General features: G+C 69.8%; 16 protein-coding genes. 9 read left to right on the top strand and 7 right to left on the bottom strand.

Features of this window, described 5'->3' with window-relative positions; all coding sequences use genetic code 11:
* Positions 1–7 precede the first annotated feature (7 nt).
* The 4 genes from NL114_RS04725 to NL114_RS04710 all read right to left on the bottom strand — a co-directional run bounded on the left by NL114_RS04725 (position 8) and on the right by NL114_RS04710 (position 2,887).
* Positions 8–211, bottom strand: a complete 204-nt coding sequence (locus tag NL114_RS04725; RefSeq protein ID WP_254823648.1) for a hypothetical protein — start codon at positions 209–211, stop codon at positions 8–10.
* Entirely contained in the window at positions 208–1,764 is a 1,557-nt protein-coding gene (locus NL114_RS04720) for a TrkH family potassium uptake protein (protein ID WP_254823647.1), read from the bottom strand. The genes NL114_RS04725 and NL114_RS04720 overlap by 4 nt, the downstream gene beginning before the upstream one ends.
* Positions 1,765–1,865: 101 nt before the next feature.
* A complete protein-coding gene (locus NL114_RS04715) occupies positions 1,866–2,210 on the bottom strand; it encodes a hypothetical protein (protein WP_254823646.1) in 345 nt (114 codons plus the stop codon).
* Positions 2,207–2,887 carry a potassium channel family protein gene (locus NL114_RS04710; protein WP_254823645.1) on the bottom strand — a complete coding sequence of 227 codons (681 nt, stop codon included), beginning with the start codon at positions 2,885–2,887 and terminating at the stop codon, positions 2,207–2,209. Before NL114_RS04710 ends, NL114_RS04715 begins: the two co-directional genes overlap by 4 nt.
* A gap of 250 nt (positions 2,888–3,137) precedes the next feature.
* On the opposite strand from NL114_RS04710, the gene NL114_RS04705 reads away from it, so the two are divergent.
* Entirely contained in the window at positions 3,138–3,614 is a 477-nt protein-coding gene (locus NL114_RS04705) for a universal stress protein (RefSeq protein WP_254823644.1), read from the top strand.
* Positions 3,607–5,901 carry an amino acid permease gene (locus NL114_RS04700; RefSeq protein WP_254823643.1) on the top strand — a complete coding sequence of 765 codons (2,295 nt, stop codon included), beginning with the start codon at positions 3,607–3,609 and terminating at the stop codon, positions 5,899–5,901. Before NL114_RS04705 ends, NL114_RS04700 begins: the two co-directional genes overlap by 8 nt.
* 135 nt (positions 5,902–6,036) lie before the next feature.
* Here NL114_RS04700 and NL114_RS04695 read toward each other — a convergent pair whose 3' ends face one another.
* Positions 6,037–6,780: an Lrp/AsnC family transcriptional regulator gene (locus NL114_RS04695; protein WP_254823642.1), complete on the bottom strand. Its 744-nt coding sequence runs from the start codon at positions 6,778–6,780 to the stop codon at positions 6,037–6,039.
* A gap of 166 nt (positions 6,781–6,946) precedes the next feature.
* Between NL114_RS04695 and NL114_RS04690 the strand changes: the two genes are divergently transcribed.
* Both NL114_RS04690 and NL114_RS04685 read left to right on the top strand, forming a co-directional pair.
* On the top strand, positions 6,947–7,687 hold the full coding sequence (locus tag NL114_RS04690; protein WP_254823641.1) for a potassium channel family protein: 741 nt from the start codon (positions 6,947–6,949) through the stop codon (positions 7,685–7,687).
* Between the two features lies 1 nt (position 7,688).
* The gene (locus NL114_RS04685; protein WP_434084109.1) at positions 7,689–9,362 is read left to right on the top strand and encodes a TrkH family potassium uptake protein; all 1,674 of its coding nucleotides are present in this window, start codon (positions 7,689–7,691) and stop codon (positions 9,360–9,362) included.
* 338 nt (positions 9,363–9,700) lie between these two features.
* On the opposite strand, the gene NL114_RS04680 is transcribed toward NL114_RS04685, so the two are convergent.
* Both NL114_RS04680 and trkA read right to left on the bottom strand, forming a co-directional pair.
* The gene (locus NL114_RS04680) at positions 9,701–11,317 is read right to left on the bottom strand and encodes a TrkH family potassium uptake protein (RefSeq protein WP_254823640.1); all 1,617 of its coding nucleotides are present in this window, start codon (positions 11,315–11,317) and stop codon (positions 9,701–9,703) included.
* 135 nt (positions 11,318–11,452) lie between these two features.
* Positions 11,453–12,784, bottom strand: coding sequence for a Trk system potassium transporter TrkA (gene trkA / locus NL114_RS04675; protein WP_254823639.1), 1,332 nt, complete (start codon positions 12,782–12,784; stop codon positions 11,453–11,455).
* Between the two features lie 182 nt (positions 12,785–12,966).
* Here trkA and NL114_RS04670 point away from each other — a divergent pair, with 182 nt between their 5' ends.
* The 5 genes from NL114_RS04670 (at position 12,967) to NL114_RS04650 (ending at position 19,432) form a co-directional block, all read left to right on the top strand.
* On the top strand, positions 12,967–16,122 hold the full coding sequence (locus tag NL114_RS04670; RefSeq protein ID WP_254823638.1) for a S8 family serine peptidase: 3,156 nt from the start codon (positions 12,967–12,969) through the stop codon (positions 16,120–16,122).
* 109 nt (positions 16,123–16,231) lie between these two features.
* On the top strand, positions 16,232–17,383 hold the full coding sequence (locus NL114_RS04665) for a thiolase family protein (RefSeq protein WP_254823637.1): 1,152 nt from the start codon (positions 16,232–16,234) through the stop codon (positions 17,381–17,383).
* 136 nt (positions 17,384–17,519) lie between these two features.
* A complete protein-coding gene (locus NL114_RS04660; protein WP_254823636.1) occupies positions 17,520–18,575 on the top strand; it encodes a BtrH N-terminal domain-containing protein in 1,056 nt (351 codons plus the stop codon).
* Between the two features lie 3 nt (positions 18,576–18,578).
* On the top strand, positions 18,579–18,908 hold the full coding sequence (locus NL114_RS04655) for a hypothetical protein (RefSeq protein WP_254823635.1): 330 nt from the start codon (positions 18,579–18,581) through the stop codon (positions 18,906–18,908).
* 77 nt (positions 18,909–18,985) lie between these two features.
* Complete coding sequence (locus NL114_RS04650; protein ID WP_254823634.1) at positions 18,986–19,432, top strand: PaaI family thioesterase; 447 nt, start codon at positions 18,986–18,988, stop codon at positions 19,430–19,432.
* Positions 19,433–19,504: the final 72 nt, after the last annotated feature.

The following is a 19,504-nucleotide window of genomic DNA, read 5'->3' as shown; positions in this document are numbered from 1 at the left end:
GGCCGTCTCACGCCGCGGTGGCGTTGTACGCGACCCGTCCGACCAGCACGAGGAGGTACACGACCGCGAGCCCGACCGTCACCGGCCCGCGCCCGAGGAGGGCGATACAGGCGACCACCAGCGGCCCGGTGAGCAACAGGAGGTCGAACACCCTGTCGTCGGGACCGACCCGTCGCAGCGCCCCGAGGACGGGGATATCGTCCGGGGTCATCGACCCAGCCCTCCGTAGAGGAGCCCCCGGAGGAGGACCAGCACCGGGATTATCTCCAGCCGGCCGATCCACATGTTGAACAGGAACATCGTCTTCGTGGCGTCGGGCATCCCCGGGCCGGTGATGCCCGAGGAGAGGCCGACGTTGCCCTGGGCACTGGCCACCTCGAAGACGACGTTCGCCAGCGTGTAGTCGTCGGGGAGCGCCAGCAGCAGGGTCAGCGTCCCGACGCCGAGGAACAGGAACCAGAGGAAGGCGACGATGGCGGCCTCCTCGAACTCGCGGGCGGCCTCCTCCTCCGACAGGGCCCGCCCGTTCAGCCGGAAGTACCGGACGGCGTCGGCGGGGTAGAACACGCCCGCGATGCGGAACAGGATACCCTTCGACAGGGTGAGCGCACGCACGAGCTTGATGCCCCCGACGGTGGACCCCGCGGCCGCACCGAGGACCATCCCGAGCGAGACGGTCAGCTGTGCCTCGGCGGTCCAGTCCGTGCCCAGGCCGCCGGCGGTCTGGAACCCGGTACAGGACATGGCGGAGACGAACTGGAACGCCCCGTAGCGGACCGCCGCCTCGACCGAGTCGTAGGTGCCGTTGACAACGAGCAGCCCGACGAGCACGGCGGTCCCGACGGTGAACGAGAGGAACACCCAGCGGGTCTGGAGGTCCTCGTACAGGTGCGAGAGGTCCCCGCGCAGGACGAGGTAGTGGATGGGGAACGCGATGCTCCCCAGCGTCATTATCGGCAGCAGGGCGTAGTCGATGAGCGCGCTGTCGTAGGTGGCGATGCTGTTGTCGGTGATGGAGAACCCGCCCGTCGCCAGCCCGGTCATGCCGTGGTTGATGGCGTCCCAGAGCGGCATCCCGACGAGCCACAGCAGCAGCACCGAGCCGAACGTGAACAGCAGGAAGATCCACCAGATGGTCCGCACCGTCGAGACGATGCTGGGGTGGATCTTCTCGCTGCGGGCCTCGGACTCGTAGAGCGTGAGCGAGCCACTGCCCGGGCGCGAGAGGATGGCGGTCGTCAGGACGATGACACCGACGCCGCCGACCCACTCGATGAACGAACGCCACCACTGGAGCGTCCGGGGCAGCGCCGCCTCGTCGTCGGTCATCGTGAGGCCGGTGCCGGTGAAGCCGGACATCGACTCGAACAGCGCGTTCAGTGGGTGTTCGAACGCCGCCACCGTCGACGCCGCGCGTCCGGTGAGCGTCGGCGCATCCAGCATCATCGGGTCCAGCCGGATGGTCCACGCCACCAGCACGAACGGGAGCGAGCCGAACACCGCGACGACGAACCAGCCGGACGCCGCCACCACCATCCCGTGGAACCGGTCCGGGTTCTTCGCGTCACGGTACCGGCGGGCCAGCAGCGTGCCCAGCGCCAGTGGCACCGCAGCCGAGACGAGCATCGCCGGAACCGCCCAGAGTTCCATCCAGACCATCGGAATCGCCACCGAGACGAGCATCAGCCCGGACAGCGCCTGCAGCATCCGGCCCAGGTCGCGAGCGACCGTCCGGGGATCGCCCAGCGTCCCGAAGTGGCTCATCGCGTCGGCCCTCCGTTGCCCGGCACACGACTGGGCAGACCCTCACCGGCGGATACAACCGCCGGCTCGTGGATCGGAGTGTGAGACTCCGTCCGCACGGTTCACTCCCTGACGCGGCCGATGAATTCCCAGCGCAACCGCTTCTCGCCCGCCTGCGTCGGCGCCGTCCGGACGTGGTAGAGGTACGGCCCGTGGGGACAGCCGGCGCAGTCCTCGCCGCACGGGACCGCCTTCACCACCTCCACGTAACCGTCCCGCTTCTCGACGCGGACGAGTTCCTCGCCGGGATTGGCCTCGATGTCCTCGAGCAACTGCTCGTCGTGGTACTGGAGGAGGTCGCCGCTGAAGGACATGAGCTCGCGGAGCTGGTGGTCCGACAGCTCCCGGACCGTCTCGACGAGCGAGGACGGGAGGGCCGGCGACGGCTCCGGTGCCTCGTCGGTCATGTGGTCGCCCCCTGGGGGTCGAACCGGGCCAGCACCTCCGGTGCGAATCCCGTCCTCGAGAAGACCGTCACCAGGTCGCCGGCCAGCACGGTCGTGTCCCCCCGTGGGGTGAGGACATCGTTGCCGCGCTCGATGGCGACCACCAGCAGGTCGTCCTCCCCGAGCAGGCCCTGTTCGTCGGCTTCGGCCAGCGAGAGCCCCGCCAGCGGGGCGTCCTCGGCGACGGTGATCTCGAAGATCTCCGCCTCGCCCGCGAGGTGGAGCACGTCCTCCACCGAGGGCTGCTTGACCGCCCGGTAGAGGTGGTCGGCGATGAGCTGCTGGGGGTTCTCCATCGTGTTGACGCCGATGCGTTCGAACAGCCCCATGTGCTCCTCGTCGTGGACCACGGAGACCCGCGTCGGGATGCCGAGCTGGTCGGCGAGCAGCATCACCATCACGTTCGTCGCGTCGCGGTCGGTGGTGCTCACGATAGCGTCGGCCTCGTCGGCGCCGGCCTCCTGGAGCGTCTCGGCCACCGTCGCGTCCCGGTTCAGCATCAGGCAGTCGAACGCACGGGCGGCTGCATCGGCTACGTCGGGGTCCTGCTCGACGACGACCACCTCGTTGGCGTCCGCGGTCGCGAGCTGGATGAGCGGCATCCCGATGTTGCCGGCGCCGACGATGATCAGGTACACCGACCCACCTCCGGCGACGGGCGACGGGGCGTACCCTCTGGTCCGTCCATGCCACGGTCGTGTGGGGCACTTGGTAATAAGATATCCGCTATCTATCGGCTATCCTGATATAGTTTATATACTCTGCTACTGAATCAGTATTCTCCACCGAACCAGTTATGATGTTCCCGTCTATCGCCGCAGATATGCAAGCACGCACGTCGGTCCACTCGGCCGTTCTCGGGGCGGGTCACGGGACGGTGACAGCCACATGACGGGGGGACTGCTACGTCGCGTCGTCGTTCCCGTCGCCGACCCGGACGACGCCCGTGCGACGGCCCGGGCACTCCGGGACGCACCGCTCCCGGACGATGCCTCCGTGCTCGTGGTGTTCGTCGTCGAGAAGGCCGGCGGTGCACCGGACAAGGCATCCGTCGAGCAGCGCGAGATGTACGGCCGCGACCTGTTCGAGGCGTTCGAGACGGCGTTCGATTCGGACGCGGCGACGGTCGAGAGCGACATCCTCTACGGGACCGACGTCGCGGAGACCATCGTCACGGCGGCCCACGAGACCGACGCCTCCGCCATCGCGTTCACGCCGCGTGGCGGGAGCAGGTGGGTCAAACTGCTGACCGGCGACGTCGCCACCTCGCTGGTGGAGGGGAGCGACATCCCGGTCGTCGTGCTCCCGGACGTCGACGAGGCGGCGACTGACGGCGGGCCGGCGCCGGGTGGTACGGATGAGTGAGGCCGAGGGCGCGGGTGACCAGGAGCTGGCCCGCGACCTGGGCTTCCTGGAGGCGTACACCATCGGCCTGGGGACGATGATCGGCGCGGGTATCTTCGTCCTGCCGAGCATCGCCGCCGACCAGGCCGGACCTGCGAGCATGGTGTCGTTCGCCATCGGCGGCATCGTGTCGCTGCTGGCGGCGCTCTCCCTGTCGGAACTCGCGACCGGGATGCCCCGGGCCGGCGGGAGCTACTACTACGTCAACCGGGCACTCGGGCCGTTCTTCGGCAGCATCGTCGGCTGGGGGATGTGGGGCGGGCTGATGTTCGCCTCGGCGTTCTACATGCTCGGCTTCGGCCGGTACCTCACCTTCTTCCTCCCGATGGGGGCGACCGGCGTCGCCATCGCCGCGCTCGTGATGGCCGCCATCCTGACGCTGGTCAACTACGTCGGCGTGAAGGAGACCGGTGCGCTCCAGAACGTCATCGTCATCGCCCTGGTCGGCATCATCATCGTCTTCATCGCGTTCGGCCTGCTGAACTACGACGCCGCGACGATGGGCGAGTTCAACCCGTTCGGCTGGGCGCAGGTCGCCGCTACCGCCGGGACGATCTACGTCACCTTCATCGGGTTCGAGGTCATCGCGACCAGCGCCGAGGAGATAAAGAACCCCAGCCGGAACCTGCCGCTGTCGATGCTCGCGGCGGTCGTCACGCCGACGCTGATGTACGTCCTGGTGATGTTCGTCAGCACGGGGAACATCAGCCGGGAGCTGCTCATCAACTCCCGCATCCCCGTCGCGGAGGTGGCGGCGGTGTTCTCCGACATCTCCCTCGCCGGGTTCAACGTCGGTGCGGCGGCGATGGTCGTCGGGGCGGTGCTGGCGACGGTCTCCAGCGCCAACGCCTCCATCCTGTCGGCGGCCCGGGTCAACTTCGCGATGGGCCGGGACCGCATCCTGACGAACTGGCTGAACCAGGTCCACAGCAAGTTCCGGACGCCGTACCGGGCCATCCTCGCCACCGGCGGGGTCATCCTGCTGCTCATCGCGCTCAACGTCGAGATCGGGACGCTGGCCGAGGTCGCGAGCTTCTCCTACCTGGTGACCTACGCCCTGGTCCACGTCGCCGTCGTGGTGATGCGTCGGGCCGACCCGTCCGACTACGACCCCGCGTTCCGCATCCCGGACCCGCTCTACCCGGTCGTGCCGGTGCTGGGCCTGCTGGCCTGCGTCGCCATCCTGTTCCAGATGGACCTCGTCGTTCAGGTCATCGGCGTCGTCATCGTCGGCGTCGGCATCGCCTGGTACGCGCTCTACGCCCGGTCCCGGTCCCGGACGGAGGGGCTGATGGGGGAGGCCATCTCCCCGGAGCCGGCGACGGTCCCCGACGGTCGCGGGACCTACCGCGTCGTGGTGCCGGTCTCGAACCCCGTGACCGAGTCGGACCTGCTGCGGCTGGCCGCCGCCAGCGCCCACGCCAACGAGGACGGCAACGCCGAACTCGTCGCGGTGAACGTCATCGAGGTCCCCCAGCAGACCTCGCTCTCGCAGGACCTCGCCTTCGAGGAGGAGCGGGTCCAGGCCCAGAGCGACCTCCTGGAGCAGGCCCGGGAGGTCGCCGGGGGTCTCGAGGTCGGCATCCGGACCCGCGCGGTCGTCGGGCGAAGTGCCGCCAGGGCCATCCTCGACATCGTCGAGGACGAGGCCGCCGACCAGGTGCTGCTGGGCTGGACCGGGAAGCGGAGCCGCCGCGAGCACGTCCTCGGCTCGACCATCGACCCCGTGGTGAGCCGGGCGCCGTGTGACGTGACGCTGGTCAAGCTCGGTCCCGAGGGGAGCCGCGGCGAGGGCGACATCGCGGCGCTCGCCGGCCAGGGGCCCCACGCGCCGGTCGCGGCACGCCGGGCCCACGAGTTCGCCGACGCAGCGGACGGGTCGCTCACGCTCCTCAACGCGCAGGTGCGCGACGACGCCGAGGACGAAGGCAAGGGCGAGGACGACTACCACGCCGCGGGGATGGAGACGGTCGAGTCGGTCGCCGAAGCGGCGGGACTCGAATCCGACGATTACGAAGCCGAGGTCGTGCCGGCGACGGACCTCGAGGCGGACCTGCTGGCGGCGCTGGAGCGGTTCGACACGGTCTGTGTCGGCGCGACCCGGACCGGCACCGTGTCGCAGGCGCTGTTCGGGTCGCTCCCCGAGACGGTCGGCAGCGAGGTCGAGGGAACGGTGGCCATCGCTCGCGGCCCCGAGGACTCGCCGCGCTCCGTCCGCGAAGCGCTCGTCGAGCGGCTCCAGCCGTAGGCGTATCGGCGGAGTTTTCTCTTAACTGTCGCGATAACCTACATATTCTGCTAAATGTGGGGTAATCCTACCGCTATGCAAAGTATGTCCGCTGACTGGCCGGTAACGGGGGAGCGAGCGGTTGTCGCCCGGGCGTCACTCGCCGCCGAACGCGGCGATGGTCTCGCCCGAGGACGGCTCGCGTGAGAACAGCGTGATGATGTCGCCGGCCTGGATGCGTGTCTCGCCCTTCGGTGTCACCACGTTGTCCCCGCGCTCGATGCCGACCACGAGCGTCTCGTCCGGGAGGACCCCGTCCCGCTTGGCTTCCTCGAGTGTCATCCCGAGGATGGGGGCGCCGACGGAGGCCGTCAGTTCGACGATCTCGGCGTCGCCCGTGAGGCTGATGAAGTCGTTCAGGGACGGGAACTCCCGGTCGCCGTTCGGGCCGAACGGCTCGTACGGCTGGGTCACCTCCTGCTCGACCAGGCGCTCCTCCTCGATAGTGAGCCCCAGCTCCGAGAGCTGGGTGGCGATGCGGGTCAGCTCTCGCGACCCGCCCCCGACCACCGTGACGTGGAGGTTCCGCTGCCCGGCCGTGAGCTGCCGGACGTTCACCACGCCCGACAGGTTGAGCGCCTGGTTCGCGAGGCGTTCGCGGTCCGCGACCGGGGCGGTGCAGACGAACAGGTTCGTCAGCCGCCCCTCGACGCGCTCGTAGTCGATGTCGGCGTGGTAGCCCCGGATGATGCCGGCCGTCTCCAGCTGGTCGATGCGGTTCCGGATGGTTCCCGGCGAGACGTCCACCTGCTCGGCGATCATCGGTGCCGAGGTCCCCCGCGCGTCCCCGGCGAGGGCGTACAGGATGCGCCGGTCCACCTCGTCGACGCGGTCGTCCATACCCGTGGTAGGCCGGGGCGGTATATCGGTGCTCGGGTTCCGCCGGGCGCTGCCCCGGAACCACCACGAGCCTCCCGCCCCGGGCGGTGGCGCGGTGTGCGTCGCGACATCCTGTCGCCGGTCATCGAACGGTAGACGTTTTGGGCCCCCCCGACACACACCCGCCGTGTACCTCATCATCGTCGGGGCGGGCGACATCGGGACGCCGCTCATCGAGATCGCGACCGCCGGCGGCAACGAGGTGGTCGTCGTCGAGCAGGACCCCGAGCGGGCCGAGCGAGCGGCCCAGCGGTTCGACTGCCTGGTCCTGCAGGACGACGCGACGGTGAAGGAGACCCTCGAGGACGCCGGTGCCGGCCGCGCGGACGCGCTCATCTCCACGACGGACCGCGACGCGACGAACGTGATGGTCTGCCTGCTGGCCGAGGAACTCGACGTCCCGGAGATCGTCTCCGTCGTCCACGACCCAGAGCACATGGCGCTGTACCGGCGCATCGGCGTGAACACCATCGGCAACCCCCAGCGCCTCATCGCGGAGTACCTCTACCGCGCGGTCAAGCGGCCCGCCATCGTCGATTACATGCGCATCGGTGAGGAGGCAGAGGTGTTCGAAATCGCGGTGGCCGACGACGCCCCGGTCGCCGGGATGACCGTCGCCGAGGCCGCCGACGCCGGCCACGTCGGTGACGAGCTGCTCATCGTCGCCATCGAGCGCGAGGGGCACGACGACCCCATCACCCCGAGCGGCCCCACGGAACTCCGAGTCGGTGACCTGCTGACGGTCTACTCCGCCTCGGGTGCGACCCCGGAGGTGACGGACGTGTTCGGGGTGTACGGCGACCACGACGACCCGGAGACGCGCCCGGAGCCGGACGACGAGGACGAGAACGGAGGCGCGGGTGGGTAGCGTGGCACGGCAACCGGACCGGTTCGGTGGGTTCCCGGCGGACCTCGCGACGGTCCTCCGGGACGTCGGGTCGCTGCTGCTCATCGAGGCGCTGGTGATGACCGTCACCGTCGGCGTGGCGCTGCTGGCGGGCGAGTTCTACCCCGCACTCGCCTTCCTGCTGGCCGCCGGGGTCACCGCCGGCGTCGGCTCCCTCGCGCGCCGGACGTTCGCCGACGCCCCCACCCCCGTGATGAAACACGGGATGGTCATCGCCGCCGGCGGCTGGTTCACGGTCGCGCTGTTCGGGGCCCTGCCGTTCTTCCTGACCGCACATCTCACGCCGCTGTCGACGATGGCGACGTACGTCCCCGCAGGAGCGGCCTACGACCCTGTCACCGTCGGCGGGCCGGCCACGCAGTCCAGCCTGGGTTACTTCCGGTCGCCCCTGCACGCGCTGTTCGAGTCGATGAGCGGCTGGACCGGCAGCGGCCTGACGATGGCCGTCCACGAGCCGTCGCTCCCCCGGACCATCCAGTGGTGGCGGTCGGTCATCCAGTGGGTCGGCGGCATCGGCGTCATCGTCCTGACTGTCTCCATCCTGGCCCGGCCCGGCTCCGGCTCGGGCAGCTACGCGCTCTACCGCTCCGAGGCGCGCGAGGAGCGCATCCACCCGAGCGTCGTCTCCACCGTCCGGACCATCTGGAAGATCTTCGTCGGTTACACCGTTCTCGCCATCGTCCTGTTCTTCCTCGCGCTCCACTTCTCGGAGTACGGGTCGACGCTGACGCTCGGCGAGCAGGCGTGGCAGTCGCTCAACCACGCGATGACCGGGCTCTCGACGGGTGGGTTCTCGGTCACCGACAACTCCATCGGCACCTACAACGCGCCGCTCATCGAGGGCATCCTCCTGCCGGTGATGACACTGGGGGCCATCGCCTTCCCCGTCCACTACGGCGTCCTCCACGACCGCGACTACCGGGAACTGTTCGGTGACCTCCAGACCCGGTGGCTGTTCGTGCTGCTCGGCCTTGGGACGCTGATACTGGTCGCCCAGAACCTGCTCACCGCGCCGACGAGCGACTACGGTGCCAGCGTCGCCGTCCCGTACGTGGACCGGCTCGCCGCGGACGCCACCCGCGATGCCGTCTTCCAGCTCGTGAGCGCGCTCACCTGCACGGGGTTCCAGTCCTCCCCAATCGGGTCGTGGAGCGACGGCGGCAAGCTCATCATCTCCGTGGCGATGGTCATCGGTGGCGCTGCCGGCTCGACGGTCGGCGGTATCAAGATCATCCGCGCCTACACCGTCGCGCGGGGCATCCGGTGGCAGTTCAGCCGTGTGTTCCTGCCGGCGAGCGCGGTCGTCTCCATCGACATCGACGGCCGCCGCCTCGACCGCGAGGAGATGGAGCGGGAGTTCTCCGAGGCCGCCATCATCAGCCTGCTGTGGGTACTGTTGCTGGCTGCCTCCAGTCTCGTTCTGGTCAACGTCGCGGGCGCCGACTTCGGCTACGCCGACGCGCTGTTCGAGGTCGCCAGCGCCCAGGGCAACGTCGGCCTCTCCTCGGGCATCACCGGCCCCTCGATGCATCCGCTCGCCGAGGCGATGTTCGTCCTCAACATGTGGATCGGTCGGCTGGAGATCATCCCGGTGCTCGTCTTCGGGCGCGCGCTGGTGAAGGGGCTCGACCCCTGAGTGGACGTTCTCACCCCGGGTACTCGCTCGGATGTGGTGGTAGAGGTAGGGGATTGCTTTGTCAGTTGGTCTGATGGATCTGCTGCTGGAAGGAACGTCTTGGAAGCCCCTGGCTGCTCGGCTGTCCGGGTCTCGCTGTCTTCGAAACTCGGAGATTTCTGAGGACGACGTAAGTACCGCAGGGAGCGAAGCGACCGAGGACCGCAGCGAGCCGCGGGGCCCCTCAGCGCCCCGGGGCTTTCTACCGGTTGCTGCTGTCGCCAGGAACACCAAACAAATCGGTACACACGCACGCTCGTTCTCACAGATGCCGAGGGGCCCGAGGAGAGATCCAGAATCTACGACTTCCAGTACCCGCTCGTCAGCAGCACCAGCACCGGCAGGATCTCCAGCCGGCCGATCCACATCAGGAACACCATCAGCAGTTTCGACGTGGCGGGGAACTCCAGATACGAGCCGAACGGGCCGAGCGAGCCAAAGCCCGGACCGACGTTGCCGAGCGTCGCGGCGATTGCACTCATCGCCTCCAGCGTGTTGATGTCGTAGCCGACGCGGGAGACGTCGAGACTGATGAGTACCGTCCCGACGGCGAACAGGAGCAGGTAGAGGAGGGTGAAGCTCATCACGCCGCGGACGGCGTCCTCGTCGACGACCTCACCGGCGAGCCGGATCGGCCGGACGGCCTCCGGGTGGGTGGTCGTGAACAGTTCCCGTCGCACGACCTTCACGATGACCACCCAGCGGACGATCTTGATGGCACCGCCCGTCGAGCCGCCGGAGCCACCGATGAACATCGCGAACAGCAGCAGGTACTTGCCGGCCTCGGACCACTGGGCGAAGTCGCTGGTCGCGTACCCGGTCGTGGTGACGAGACTGACCACCTGGAAGATGGACTGCCGGAGGGTGTTCTCGACGTTCCCCTGGACCACGCCGCCGAGGTCGCCCAGCGGGGGCGCGCCGCCGACGAACAGCACGCCCGCGAGTATCGCCGACAGGACGCCCATGATGCCGGCGTAGGCCCGGAACTCGGCGTCGTCGACCAGCTTCCGGATGTCACCGCGGAAGACGGCGTAGAACAGCGCGAAGTTGGTGCCGGCGACGACCATGAACGGGATGACGACCCACTGGACGGCCGCGGAGAAGGCCGCGATGGAGTCAGCCTCCGGGGAGAAGCCACCGGTCGGGAGCGTCGTCAGGCCGTGCGCGACGGCGTTGTACGCGCCCATGTTCGGGGCCAGTTCCATCCCCAGCAGCGGGCCGGCGAGGTGGAGTCCGTACAGGAGGCCGATCTCCAGCGCGGTGAACGCGAAGTAGGCGATCCAGAGGACGCGGGCGGTCTCGGCGATACGGGGCGTGAGCTTCTCGATGCCGACCCCGGGCGCCTCAGCGTCCATCAGTTGCGCGCCACCGACCGATAGCTCCGGGAGGATGGCGATGGCGAGCACGATGATACCCATGCCGCCGAGCCACTGGGTGAGCTGACGCCAGATGAGGATGGCGTGGGAGTGCCGATCCAGCGAGATCTCGCCCAGCAGCGTCGCCCCGGTCGTCGTGAACCCGGACATCGACTCGAACAGGGCGTTGACGGGGTTCGCGAGCGTCGAAGCTGGCGAGCTCGGCGGCAGGATGCCCGGCACGCCGCGGGCCGCCAGCAGGTACGGCACCGCGGCGACCAGCGCCACGCCGAGCCAGGCACCGGCGACCATCAGGAACCCCTCGCGGGCGCCCAGGTCCGGGTCCGGGTCGAGCCGTTCGAGGCCGGTCCCGACGAGGAGTGTGAACAGTGCGGTCAGGAGGAAGACGAACACGTCGTCGCCGTATACGACCCCGACCAGTAGCGGCACCATCAGCGGCACGGCGAGGTACTTCAGAACGGTCCCGACGAGGCTCAGTGACGCCCGCCAGTCGACGCGGAGGCTCCCTCGTCTGCCGTCCGTCACGCCGAGCAGTGGCACGCATCCGGGATTTCACGGCGGGCGAATCAATCCATCGCTTCCGGTCCCCGGCCCGGCGGTGCTCGTCCGGCGGCGCGTCGCCGGCGAGCGCGGGCGTGCTCCCAATCGTCGGTCTCGACGGCTCGTCGGGGCGTCTCAGAGCAGCTGTGTCATCTGTTCGAGGCTGTCGGTCTCGACGAAGACCACGACATGGTCGCCCACCTCGACGACCGTGTCACCCCGTGGGACGACGAACTCGCCGTTCCGAGTGATGGCGCCGACCACGACGCCGTCCGGGAGGTCCGAAGCGGCCTCGCGGATGGTCCGGTCGGCGAAGACGCTCTCGGCTTCGATTTCGACCTCCAGCACTTCCGCGCGGTCGCCGTCGACGATGGAGACGTTCTCGGCGTGACGGCCCCGCGTGAAGCGGGTGATCTCCTCGGCGGTCGCCTCGCGCGGCGAGACCGCCACGTCGACGCCGACGGCCTCGAACAGTTCGGCGAACTCGACGGTGTCGACGATGGCGACGGCCCGGCCGGCCCCGAGACGCTTCGCGAGCAGCGTCGCGAGAAGGTTCTGCTGGTCGTTCTCCAGGGCCGCGATGACGGCGTCCGCGCGGCCGACGTTCTCGCGTTCGAGAAAGGAGCGGTCGGTGGCGTCGCTCTCCAGCACGGTCGTCTTCGGGAGCTGCTCGGCCAGCCAGCGTGCCCGCCCGGGGTCGTGCTCGACGAGCCGGGGGGAGAAGCCCCGCTCCTCCAGCAGCCGCGCGGTCTGGTAACCGACCTCCCCGCCGCCGACGATGACGATGTCGCTGGGGCGGTTCTCCTGGGGCGCGATGGCCGAGGAGAACGCCCGCGTGCTCTCCGGGCTCCCGATGACCACCACGTCGTCGCCGGCCTCGATGGTCGTGCCGCCGCTCGGGACGATGATGTCGTCCTCGCGGATGATGCCGACGAAGGTGAGCGAGTCGAACCGGTCGGCCTCCTGGACGGTCTGTCCGGCGACCGGCGACTCGGCGGGGATCTCGAACTCGGCCATCTGGACGGCGCCGTCGGCGAACATGTCCACGTCCTGCGCGGTGGGCAGCCCGATGACGCCGACGATGGTCCGGGCGGCCAGCAGGTCCGTACAGACCATGAAGTCGACCCCGAAGGCGCGGTTGTCCCGCTCCCAGGTGTGGAGGTACTGGGGGCTCTTCACGCGGGCGATGGTGAACGGGTCGCCGCCGACGGCAGCGGTCCCGCAGGTGACGATGTTGGTCTGGTCGTCGTCGGTGGAGGCGATGAGCATGTCCGCCTCCTCGATGCCGGCCTCCTGCAGGACGTCGAGGCTGCAGCCGTCGCCCTGCAGGGCGAGGACATCCAGTTCGTAGGTGAGCGTCTCGACGCGGTCGGCGTCGACGTCGATGACGACCACGTCGTGTGCGCCGGAGAGACTCTCCGCGATGGCGGAGCCGACCTCGCCGGCCCCGACGATGATGACGCGCATTCGTCGGTGGTGTGCGGCCCGGAGGCAAATCCGTTTCCATCCCTCCGGCTGCCCCGTTATTGAACGCCTCTGTTAAACACTCCGCGGACAGCCCAAGAAGCTGCTGTATTCGGTGTTACCGTGGACGATTGGACGGTATTGTCAGAACCTCCTTACCTCCACTGACTGATGATTTAGTCACAATGCCTGGTGACGACTCCGGCGTTCCGCGCCGGACCTTCCTGAAGGGTATCGGACTGACGGCGGCCGCGGCGGCCGTCGGCCCGGGCCTGGGGAGTGCCGAGCGGACGAGCATCGACGAGCGGTTCCTCAACTGGCGGGCCGTCGAGGCCCGGAAGGTGTGGGAGCGCGGCCTGCGGGGGCGGCGCGACCGGACGCTCGCGGTGACCGACTCCGGCGTCGACGGGCGCCACCCCGACCTCGGCCCGTGGAACGGCGTCCGGGCCGAGATTCAGGACGGCGAGTTCACGCTGACCCGCGGGGCGGGTGGCGACGGTGGCGCCGCCGAGTTCGAACCGGTGACGGACGACGCCGGCGAGCCGCTCACGGAGTCCGACAGCGGGACGTTCACGCCGGGGGTCTTCGCGGCGCCGAACGAGCAGCTCTCCGAGGTCAGGGGCGCGACGTTCAGGGCGGATGTGACGAGCAAACTGGACGCCGAGCTGTCGTGGACGCCGCCAGGCAACGACCTGGAGTTCCGCATCGACGACGTGACCGACGAGCGGACGGAAGTGGGGCGCGCCGCGACCGCCGACAATCCCGAGACGCTCCGCGTGGACGTCGAGGCCGACCGCGAGTACCAGTTCGTCGTCGAACTGTACGCCAGCGTCGCCGGCCAGTACACCGTGAGCGCGACGTACGTCCGGAAGGTGGGTGGTGAGACCACCACGGATGTCTCGGCCGGCGATATCGAGCCGTTCGCGGGGGTCGGCGACCCGCTCGCGCCCGACGCCGATACGCCGAAGACGCTCGGCTGGTACACCAGCGGCGACTACGGCGGCTTCGAGGAGCCGCTGGACCAGAACGGCCACGGGACGCACGTCTCCTCCATCATGGCCGGCTCCGGACGGGCCAGCACGGTCGAGACGAGCGAGGTCCACGAGCCGAACGCGACGCTCCTGCCCGGCGACTTCCTCACGTACGAGGTCGAGGCCGACGCCGGACAGAGCGTCTGGGCCTCCGGCTTCGGCACCAACGTCAACATCTACATCCTCGACCCGGAGGGGCGCGAACTCGACCAGTCGCCCGTCCGGAAGGACTCCATCATCGTCGAGCACCCCGTCGACGAGTCCGGCACCTACACCGTCCAGGTCCGGCCGCGGGAGACGGAGGTCGTGGTCGAGGGCGCTGCCGAGCAGGCACAGGCGGGCAACCCGACCGGGGGGACGCTGGAGCGCATCGCCGTCGGCGCGACCGCACACGCCGAGACGACGACGGGCCAGGCCGACCCGGACACCGACGTGCAGTCGCTCCACCCGGGCGTCGCCCCGAACGCCGGCATCGTCGGGCTCCAGGGACTCGGTGCCCCCACGACCACCCTCGGCGAGCACGCCGAGGCGTTCAAGCAGGCGTTCAACATCCGGTCGGTGAACATGTCCTGGGGGCCGCTCCAGGGCCTGCCACTCGGGCAGGTCGAGCAGCTCTCCTCCACCCGCGCCGACGTGCGGAAGATCACCGAGGGCGGGATACTGGTCTGTGCCTCGGCCGGGAACTCCTTCACCCCGGCCAACGGGAACGGCGGGCCCGCGGCCGCGGACGAGGCCATCTCGGTGGTCGCGACCGGCCCGTTCGACGGTATCGCGACGTACTCCTCCGGCGGCATCGGCGGCGTGGACGAGCAGAGCGACGAGTCGGCCGAGTCGACCCCGGCCTACACGAAACCGGATCTCACGGCGCCGGGTGGCGATATCGGGCCGGACGCGCTCGCGAACATCGGCCTCGGGCTGGCGACGAACCCGCCGGTCGTCGGGAGCGCTATCGACCTCCCTGTCGGTGTCAACTACCCGGTTCCCTCCATCTACGAACTGGCCCGGGCGGCGAAGAACGGTGACCCGTCGACGGCCTACGGTGACGCGGACGGGACCGCCGACGCCGGCGCCGACGAGCCGTTCGCCCCGCGGGACTACACGGACAAGGCCGGCACCTCGATGTCCTCGCCGTACACGAACGGCGTGGCCGGCCTCGTGGCACAGGCGATGGAGGACGGCCTGCCGGGCCAGGGTGAGCGGCCCGACCCGCTGACGCTCCCGGAACCGGCCGCGACCGAGGAGGCCGACGTCTACCGGCTGAAGGCCCTGTTGCTCGCGACCGCCAGCGAATCCGTCTTCACGGCCGCGCCGTACCACGCCGCGCAGAACCCGCCGAAGGCACCCACCTACGACTTCGGCGGCCGCGACCCCTTCGAGGGGTACGGTCGCGTCAATCCCGATGCTGCCGTCGACGCGGTCACGCGCGACCTCACGCCCGCCGTTGACGACGATGGTACCGGCGAGGCGACCACCAGCGAGGAGCTGGGGCTGTACGTCCCCGATGACTCGCGGGCCGTGGCGGGGTACGTCGAGGCGCCCGCGGGCACGCTGGACGTCTCGGTCGAGCTATCGCACCTCTCGGGCGGGAACCGAGGGATGGCAGCGGACGATCCGCACATCGACCTGTTCGTCTACGACCCCGCGAACCCGAGCGCGCGCGGCGACCCGACCATCGTCGCCCGGGCACAGGGGCTCACTGGCGCCCCCTCGACGACCGTGACCGTGCCGGGCGCCCCCGGCGAGACGACCACCTACGTCGTCGTCGCGAAGCTCGTCAACATTCCCGGCGTCGTCAACGGGCACGACGTGCAGAGCCACTTCGACCTGACCGTCGGCGTGGACGCGACCCTGGAGCGGTTCGGGGTCGAGAGCGGCTCGCGAACCGACGACGGCCGCGTCTTCACGGCCGGCGCCACCGACCAGGTCGACCTCGCGGTGACGAACCCCGACGAGACGGCGACGGTCCGCGATGTCGTCCCGGCGGCGTGGGAGGTGGTCGGCGGCGATGTCGACCGCGTCGAGCAGTCCGCCGAGAACGGCCCGCAGTACGTCTACCTCGACGGCGACGCCGCGCCCGACGGCACGACGGAGTACACCTACTTCGTGGAGGCGCCCGACGCCCTCGCGGACTCGAACCGGTACACGTTCGGCCCGGCCGAGGCGCAGCCGGTGGACGCGGCGGCCGACACGCCGTGGGCGACCATCCCCGGCACGTCGGATACGAACACGGTCGTCGCGGTCGGCACGAGCGCTCCGAGCGGCGACGACCTGCCGAGCGGTGACGACCTGCCCGGCGGCGCGCCGCTCTGAGCCGGGCGCCAGCCCACCGCGCACGGAGGCGTACGGCCCCACATCCCCTTGAGGGCCCGCAGACCGAAGGGGCCGGGTTTATGCACGCGGAGCGGTTCCCCGGGAACGTATGTCAGACAACACGCCGGTCGTGGTTCAGGCGTACCGTACGCCCCAGGGCAAGGAGGACGGTGTCTTCAGCGAGGTCCGGAGTGAGGACCTCTCCATCCCGCTCATCGACGAGATGCTCGCCGAGACGGGCCTCTCGGGCGAGCAGGTGGACGACCTGATGTGGGGCTGTGCCCAGCAACGGAGCGAGCAGGGCAACAACATGGCCCGCGTCATCGCGCTGATGAGCGACCTCGGCGAGAAGACCCCCGCGACGACCATCAACCGCTGGTGTGCCTCGTCGGCCCAGTCCATCATCTCGGCCTCCGACGCCATCCGCGCCGGCCAGCGCGATGTCATCATCGCCGGCGGCGTCGAGAACATGTCCCGCGTGAAGATGGGGCAGAACAGCGCCATCCACCCCGGCCTCAACGACGAGCACAACATCGCCTCGCTCCAGATGGGGATGACCGCCGAGGAGGTCGCCGACCGCTACGACGTGAGTCGCGAGGCCCAGGACGAGTACGCCGCCCGCTCCCAGCAGCGCGCCTGCGAGGCGACCGACGAGGGCCGCTTCGACGACGAGATCATCCCCATCGAGGGCCACGACGACGAGGGCGAGGAGATCACCGTCTCCGAGGACGAGGGCCTCCGGCCGGGCACCACCGCCGAGAAGCTCTCCGGTCTCCCGACCGTGTTCAAGGCCGACGGCACCGTCACGCCCGGGAACGCCTCCCAGGTCTCCGACGGCGCCGCCGCGACGATGCTCACCTCGAAGGCGTTCGCCGAGGACCACGGCCTCGATATCCTCGCGGAGGTCGGCAACAACAACGTCGCCGGCGTCGAGCCCGAGGTCATGGGTATCGGCCCCATCCCCGCGTGTGAGGGGCTGTTCGAGCGCTCCGGGACGAGCGCCGACGACTACGACCTCGTCGAGCTGAACGAGGCGTTCGCCTCCCAGTGTCTCTACTGCCAGGAGCAGCTGGGCTTCGACGACGACATCTACAACGTCAACGGCGGCGCCATCGCCATCGGCCACCCGCTCGGGGCCAGTGGTGCGCGCCTGCCCGTGACGCTCATCCACGAGATGCACAAGCGCGACGACGCCGAACTCGGCCTCGCCACGGAGTGTGTCGGCTTCGGGCAGGGCGCGGCCATCGAGTTCCGGGTCTGAAGGCCGCTCGACACCACGTTCCCCTTCTTTCGCGCCCGGTCGGTGAGCGGCCGGTGACCGTCACGAGCGAGGGTGAGGCGTGACCGGCCGCCGGAACCGGCCGAACGGTTAAGCCCGACCCCACCGACTCGCCGGCATGCGAATCGACGGGTTCGAACACGAGACGGGAGCCCACTGCGGCTCGACCTCCCTGCGCAACCTCGCCGACCACTACGACTGGGACCTCTCCGAGCCAGGCTGTTTCGGCCTGGGCTCGGGCCTCGGCTTCGTCTACCTCGAACTGCCCATTGACCCGTGGCGGATGTTCATCGGCCGCCCGCTGTGGCTGGAGAAGGCCTTCTTCGAGAACCTCTCCATCCCGCACACGGAGCGCCGCGGCGACGACTGGGAGACGGCCTGGAGCGACGTGAAGACCCACCTCGACGCCGGCGACCCCGTCCTCGTGTTCGTCGACCTCTACTACCTCGACTACTACGACACGAACACGCATTTCGCGCCGCACTCGCTGCTGGTCGTCGGCTACGACGAGGACGCCGACGCGACCGAGGCGCCCCACGCCGACGCCGACGCGGGCACCGGCGTCGCGTACATGGCCGACAGCGAGTTCGACGGGGTCCAGCCACTACCGCTCTCCTCGCTGCGCGACGCGTGGGCGTCGAAGGACATGCTCCCGCTGGACAACCGCTACATCGTCACGGAGGGCGACCCGCAGGCCGATGTCGGCGCAGCCGCCCGCGACGCTATCCGGGAGACGGCCAGCTACATGCTCGACCCGGCCACGGCCAGCCGCGACACCCTCGCGGACACGATGGGGATGGGCACTCACGGCCTTGACGGGATGCACGCGTTCGCCGACTCGATGGCCGAGTGGCCCGAGCTGGAGGACCCGACGTGGATCGCGCGGTTCGCCTACCAGAACATCGAGCGGCGGGGGACCGGCGGCGGCGCCTTCCGGGGGCTGTACGCGCCGTTCCTCGACGAACTCGGCGAGGCAGCGGGCCTCGACGACTCGTTCGCCGAGGAGATGCACGGCATCGCGGGCGACTGGTCCTCGCTGGCTGCCGTGCTGTACGAGGCCAGCGAGACGGATGGCGAGATGGCGCCCCTGCTCGAGGAGGCCGCCGAGCGCGTCCACGCCGTCGCCGACCGCGAGGAGCGGTTCTACGAGGACGTGCTCGCGGCGCTGGAGTGAGCGATGGTCGAGGCTGCCGCGGTCGTCGTGGCGGGCATCGCCCTCGTCGCGGCGGCGTTCACGGCCAGCATCGCGTGGCTCGTCCGTGCCGGCGACGCTTCGCTGGTCAGCGGCTACACTCCCGGCGACCTCCCGCCCGCCGAGGAGCGGGTGCTCACACGTCGGGCCGGCGCCGTCGGCTACCTCGCGGCCGCCTACACCGCGCTCGGGGCGCCCATCGCGCTCCTGTCGCTTCCGGACATCGCGTGGCTCGCGTGGACCGCCGGCTTCCTGGGCCTGCTGGTGCCCGCGTACGCGGTCGACCCGCGGCGGTGGCCGCCGGGACGGGAGTGACCGTCCGCGACGAACGCGCCACGCCGCCCGCACATCCGAGGCGGTCCGCCTAAGCCCGCGCCCCGCCAGCGACGGGTATGGACGTCGAGTCGATGTTCGAGTACATGCCGTTCAACCAGGAGGTCGGCATCGAGATCACGCACGCCGCGGACGGCCACGCCGAGGGCCGTATCGACCTCGAGGACCGGCACTCCTCCAGCCCGCTCACGCGCGTCGCCCACGGGGGCGTCACGTACGCGCTCGCGGACACGGTCGGCGGCGCCGCCGTCATCTCGGCGGTCGAGGACATCACCCCCACCATCGACATGCGCATCGACTACCTCGCGCCGGGGACGGGCGAGGTGATGCTGGGCGAGGCCGACTGCACCCGCGTCGGCGAGTCCGTGGCGACCGTCGACGTGGTCATCACCGACGGCGAGGGGGAGCGGCTGGCCACCGCACGGGGGACGTACAAGACGGGCGGCGACTCCAGCGACTCCGCGTGGGACGCCGAGGAGACGCGGAACCGGATTCAGGGGGAGTAGGCTGACTGGCTGCGGGATATCCTCGTCCACACCATCGCTTCGCGTCGACTCAACTCCCGGCGGGCGCCGTAC

Origin of the sequence: Haloglomus halophilum (assembly GCF_024298885.1) — an archaeon.
Lineage (GTDB): Archaea > Halobacteriota > Halobacteria > Halobacteriales > Haloarculaceae > Haloglomus > Haloglomus halophilum.
This window is presented reverse-complemented; position numbering and strand designations above follow the sequence as displayed.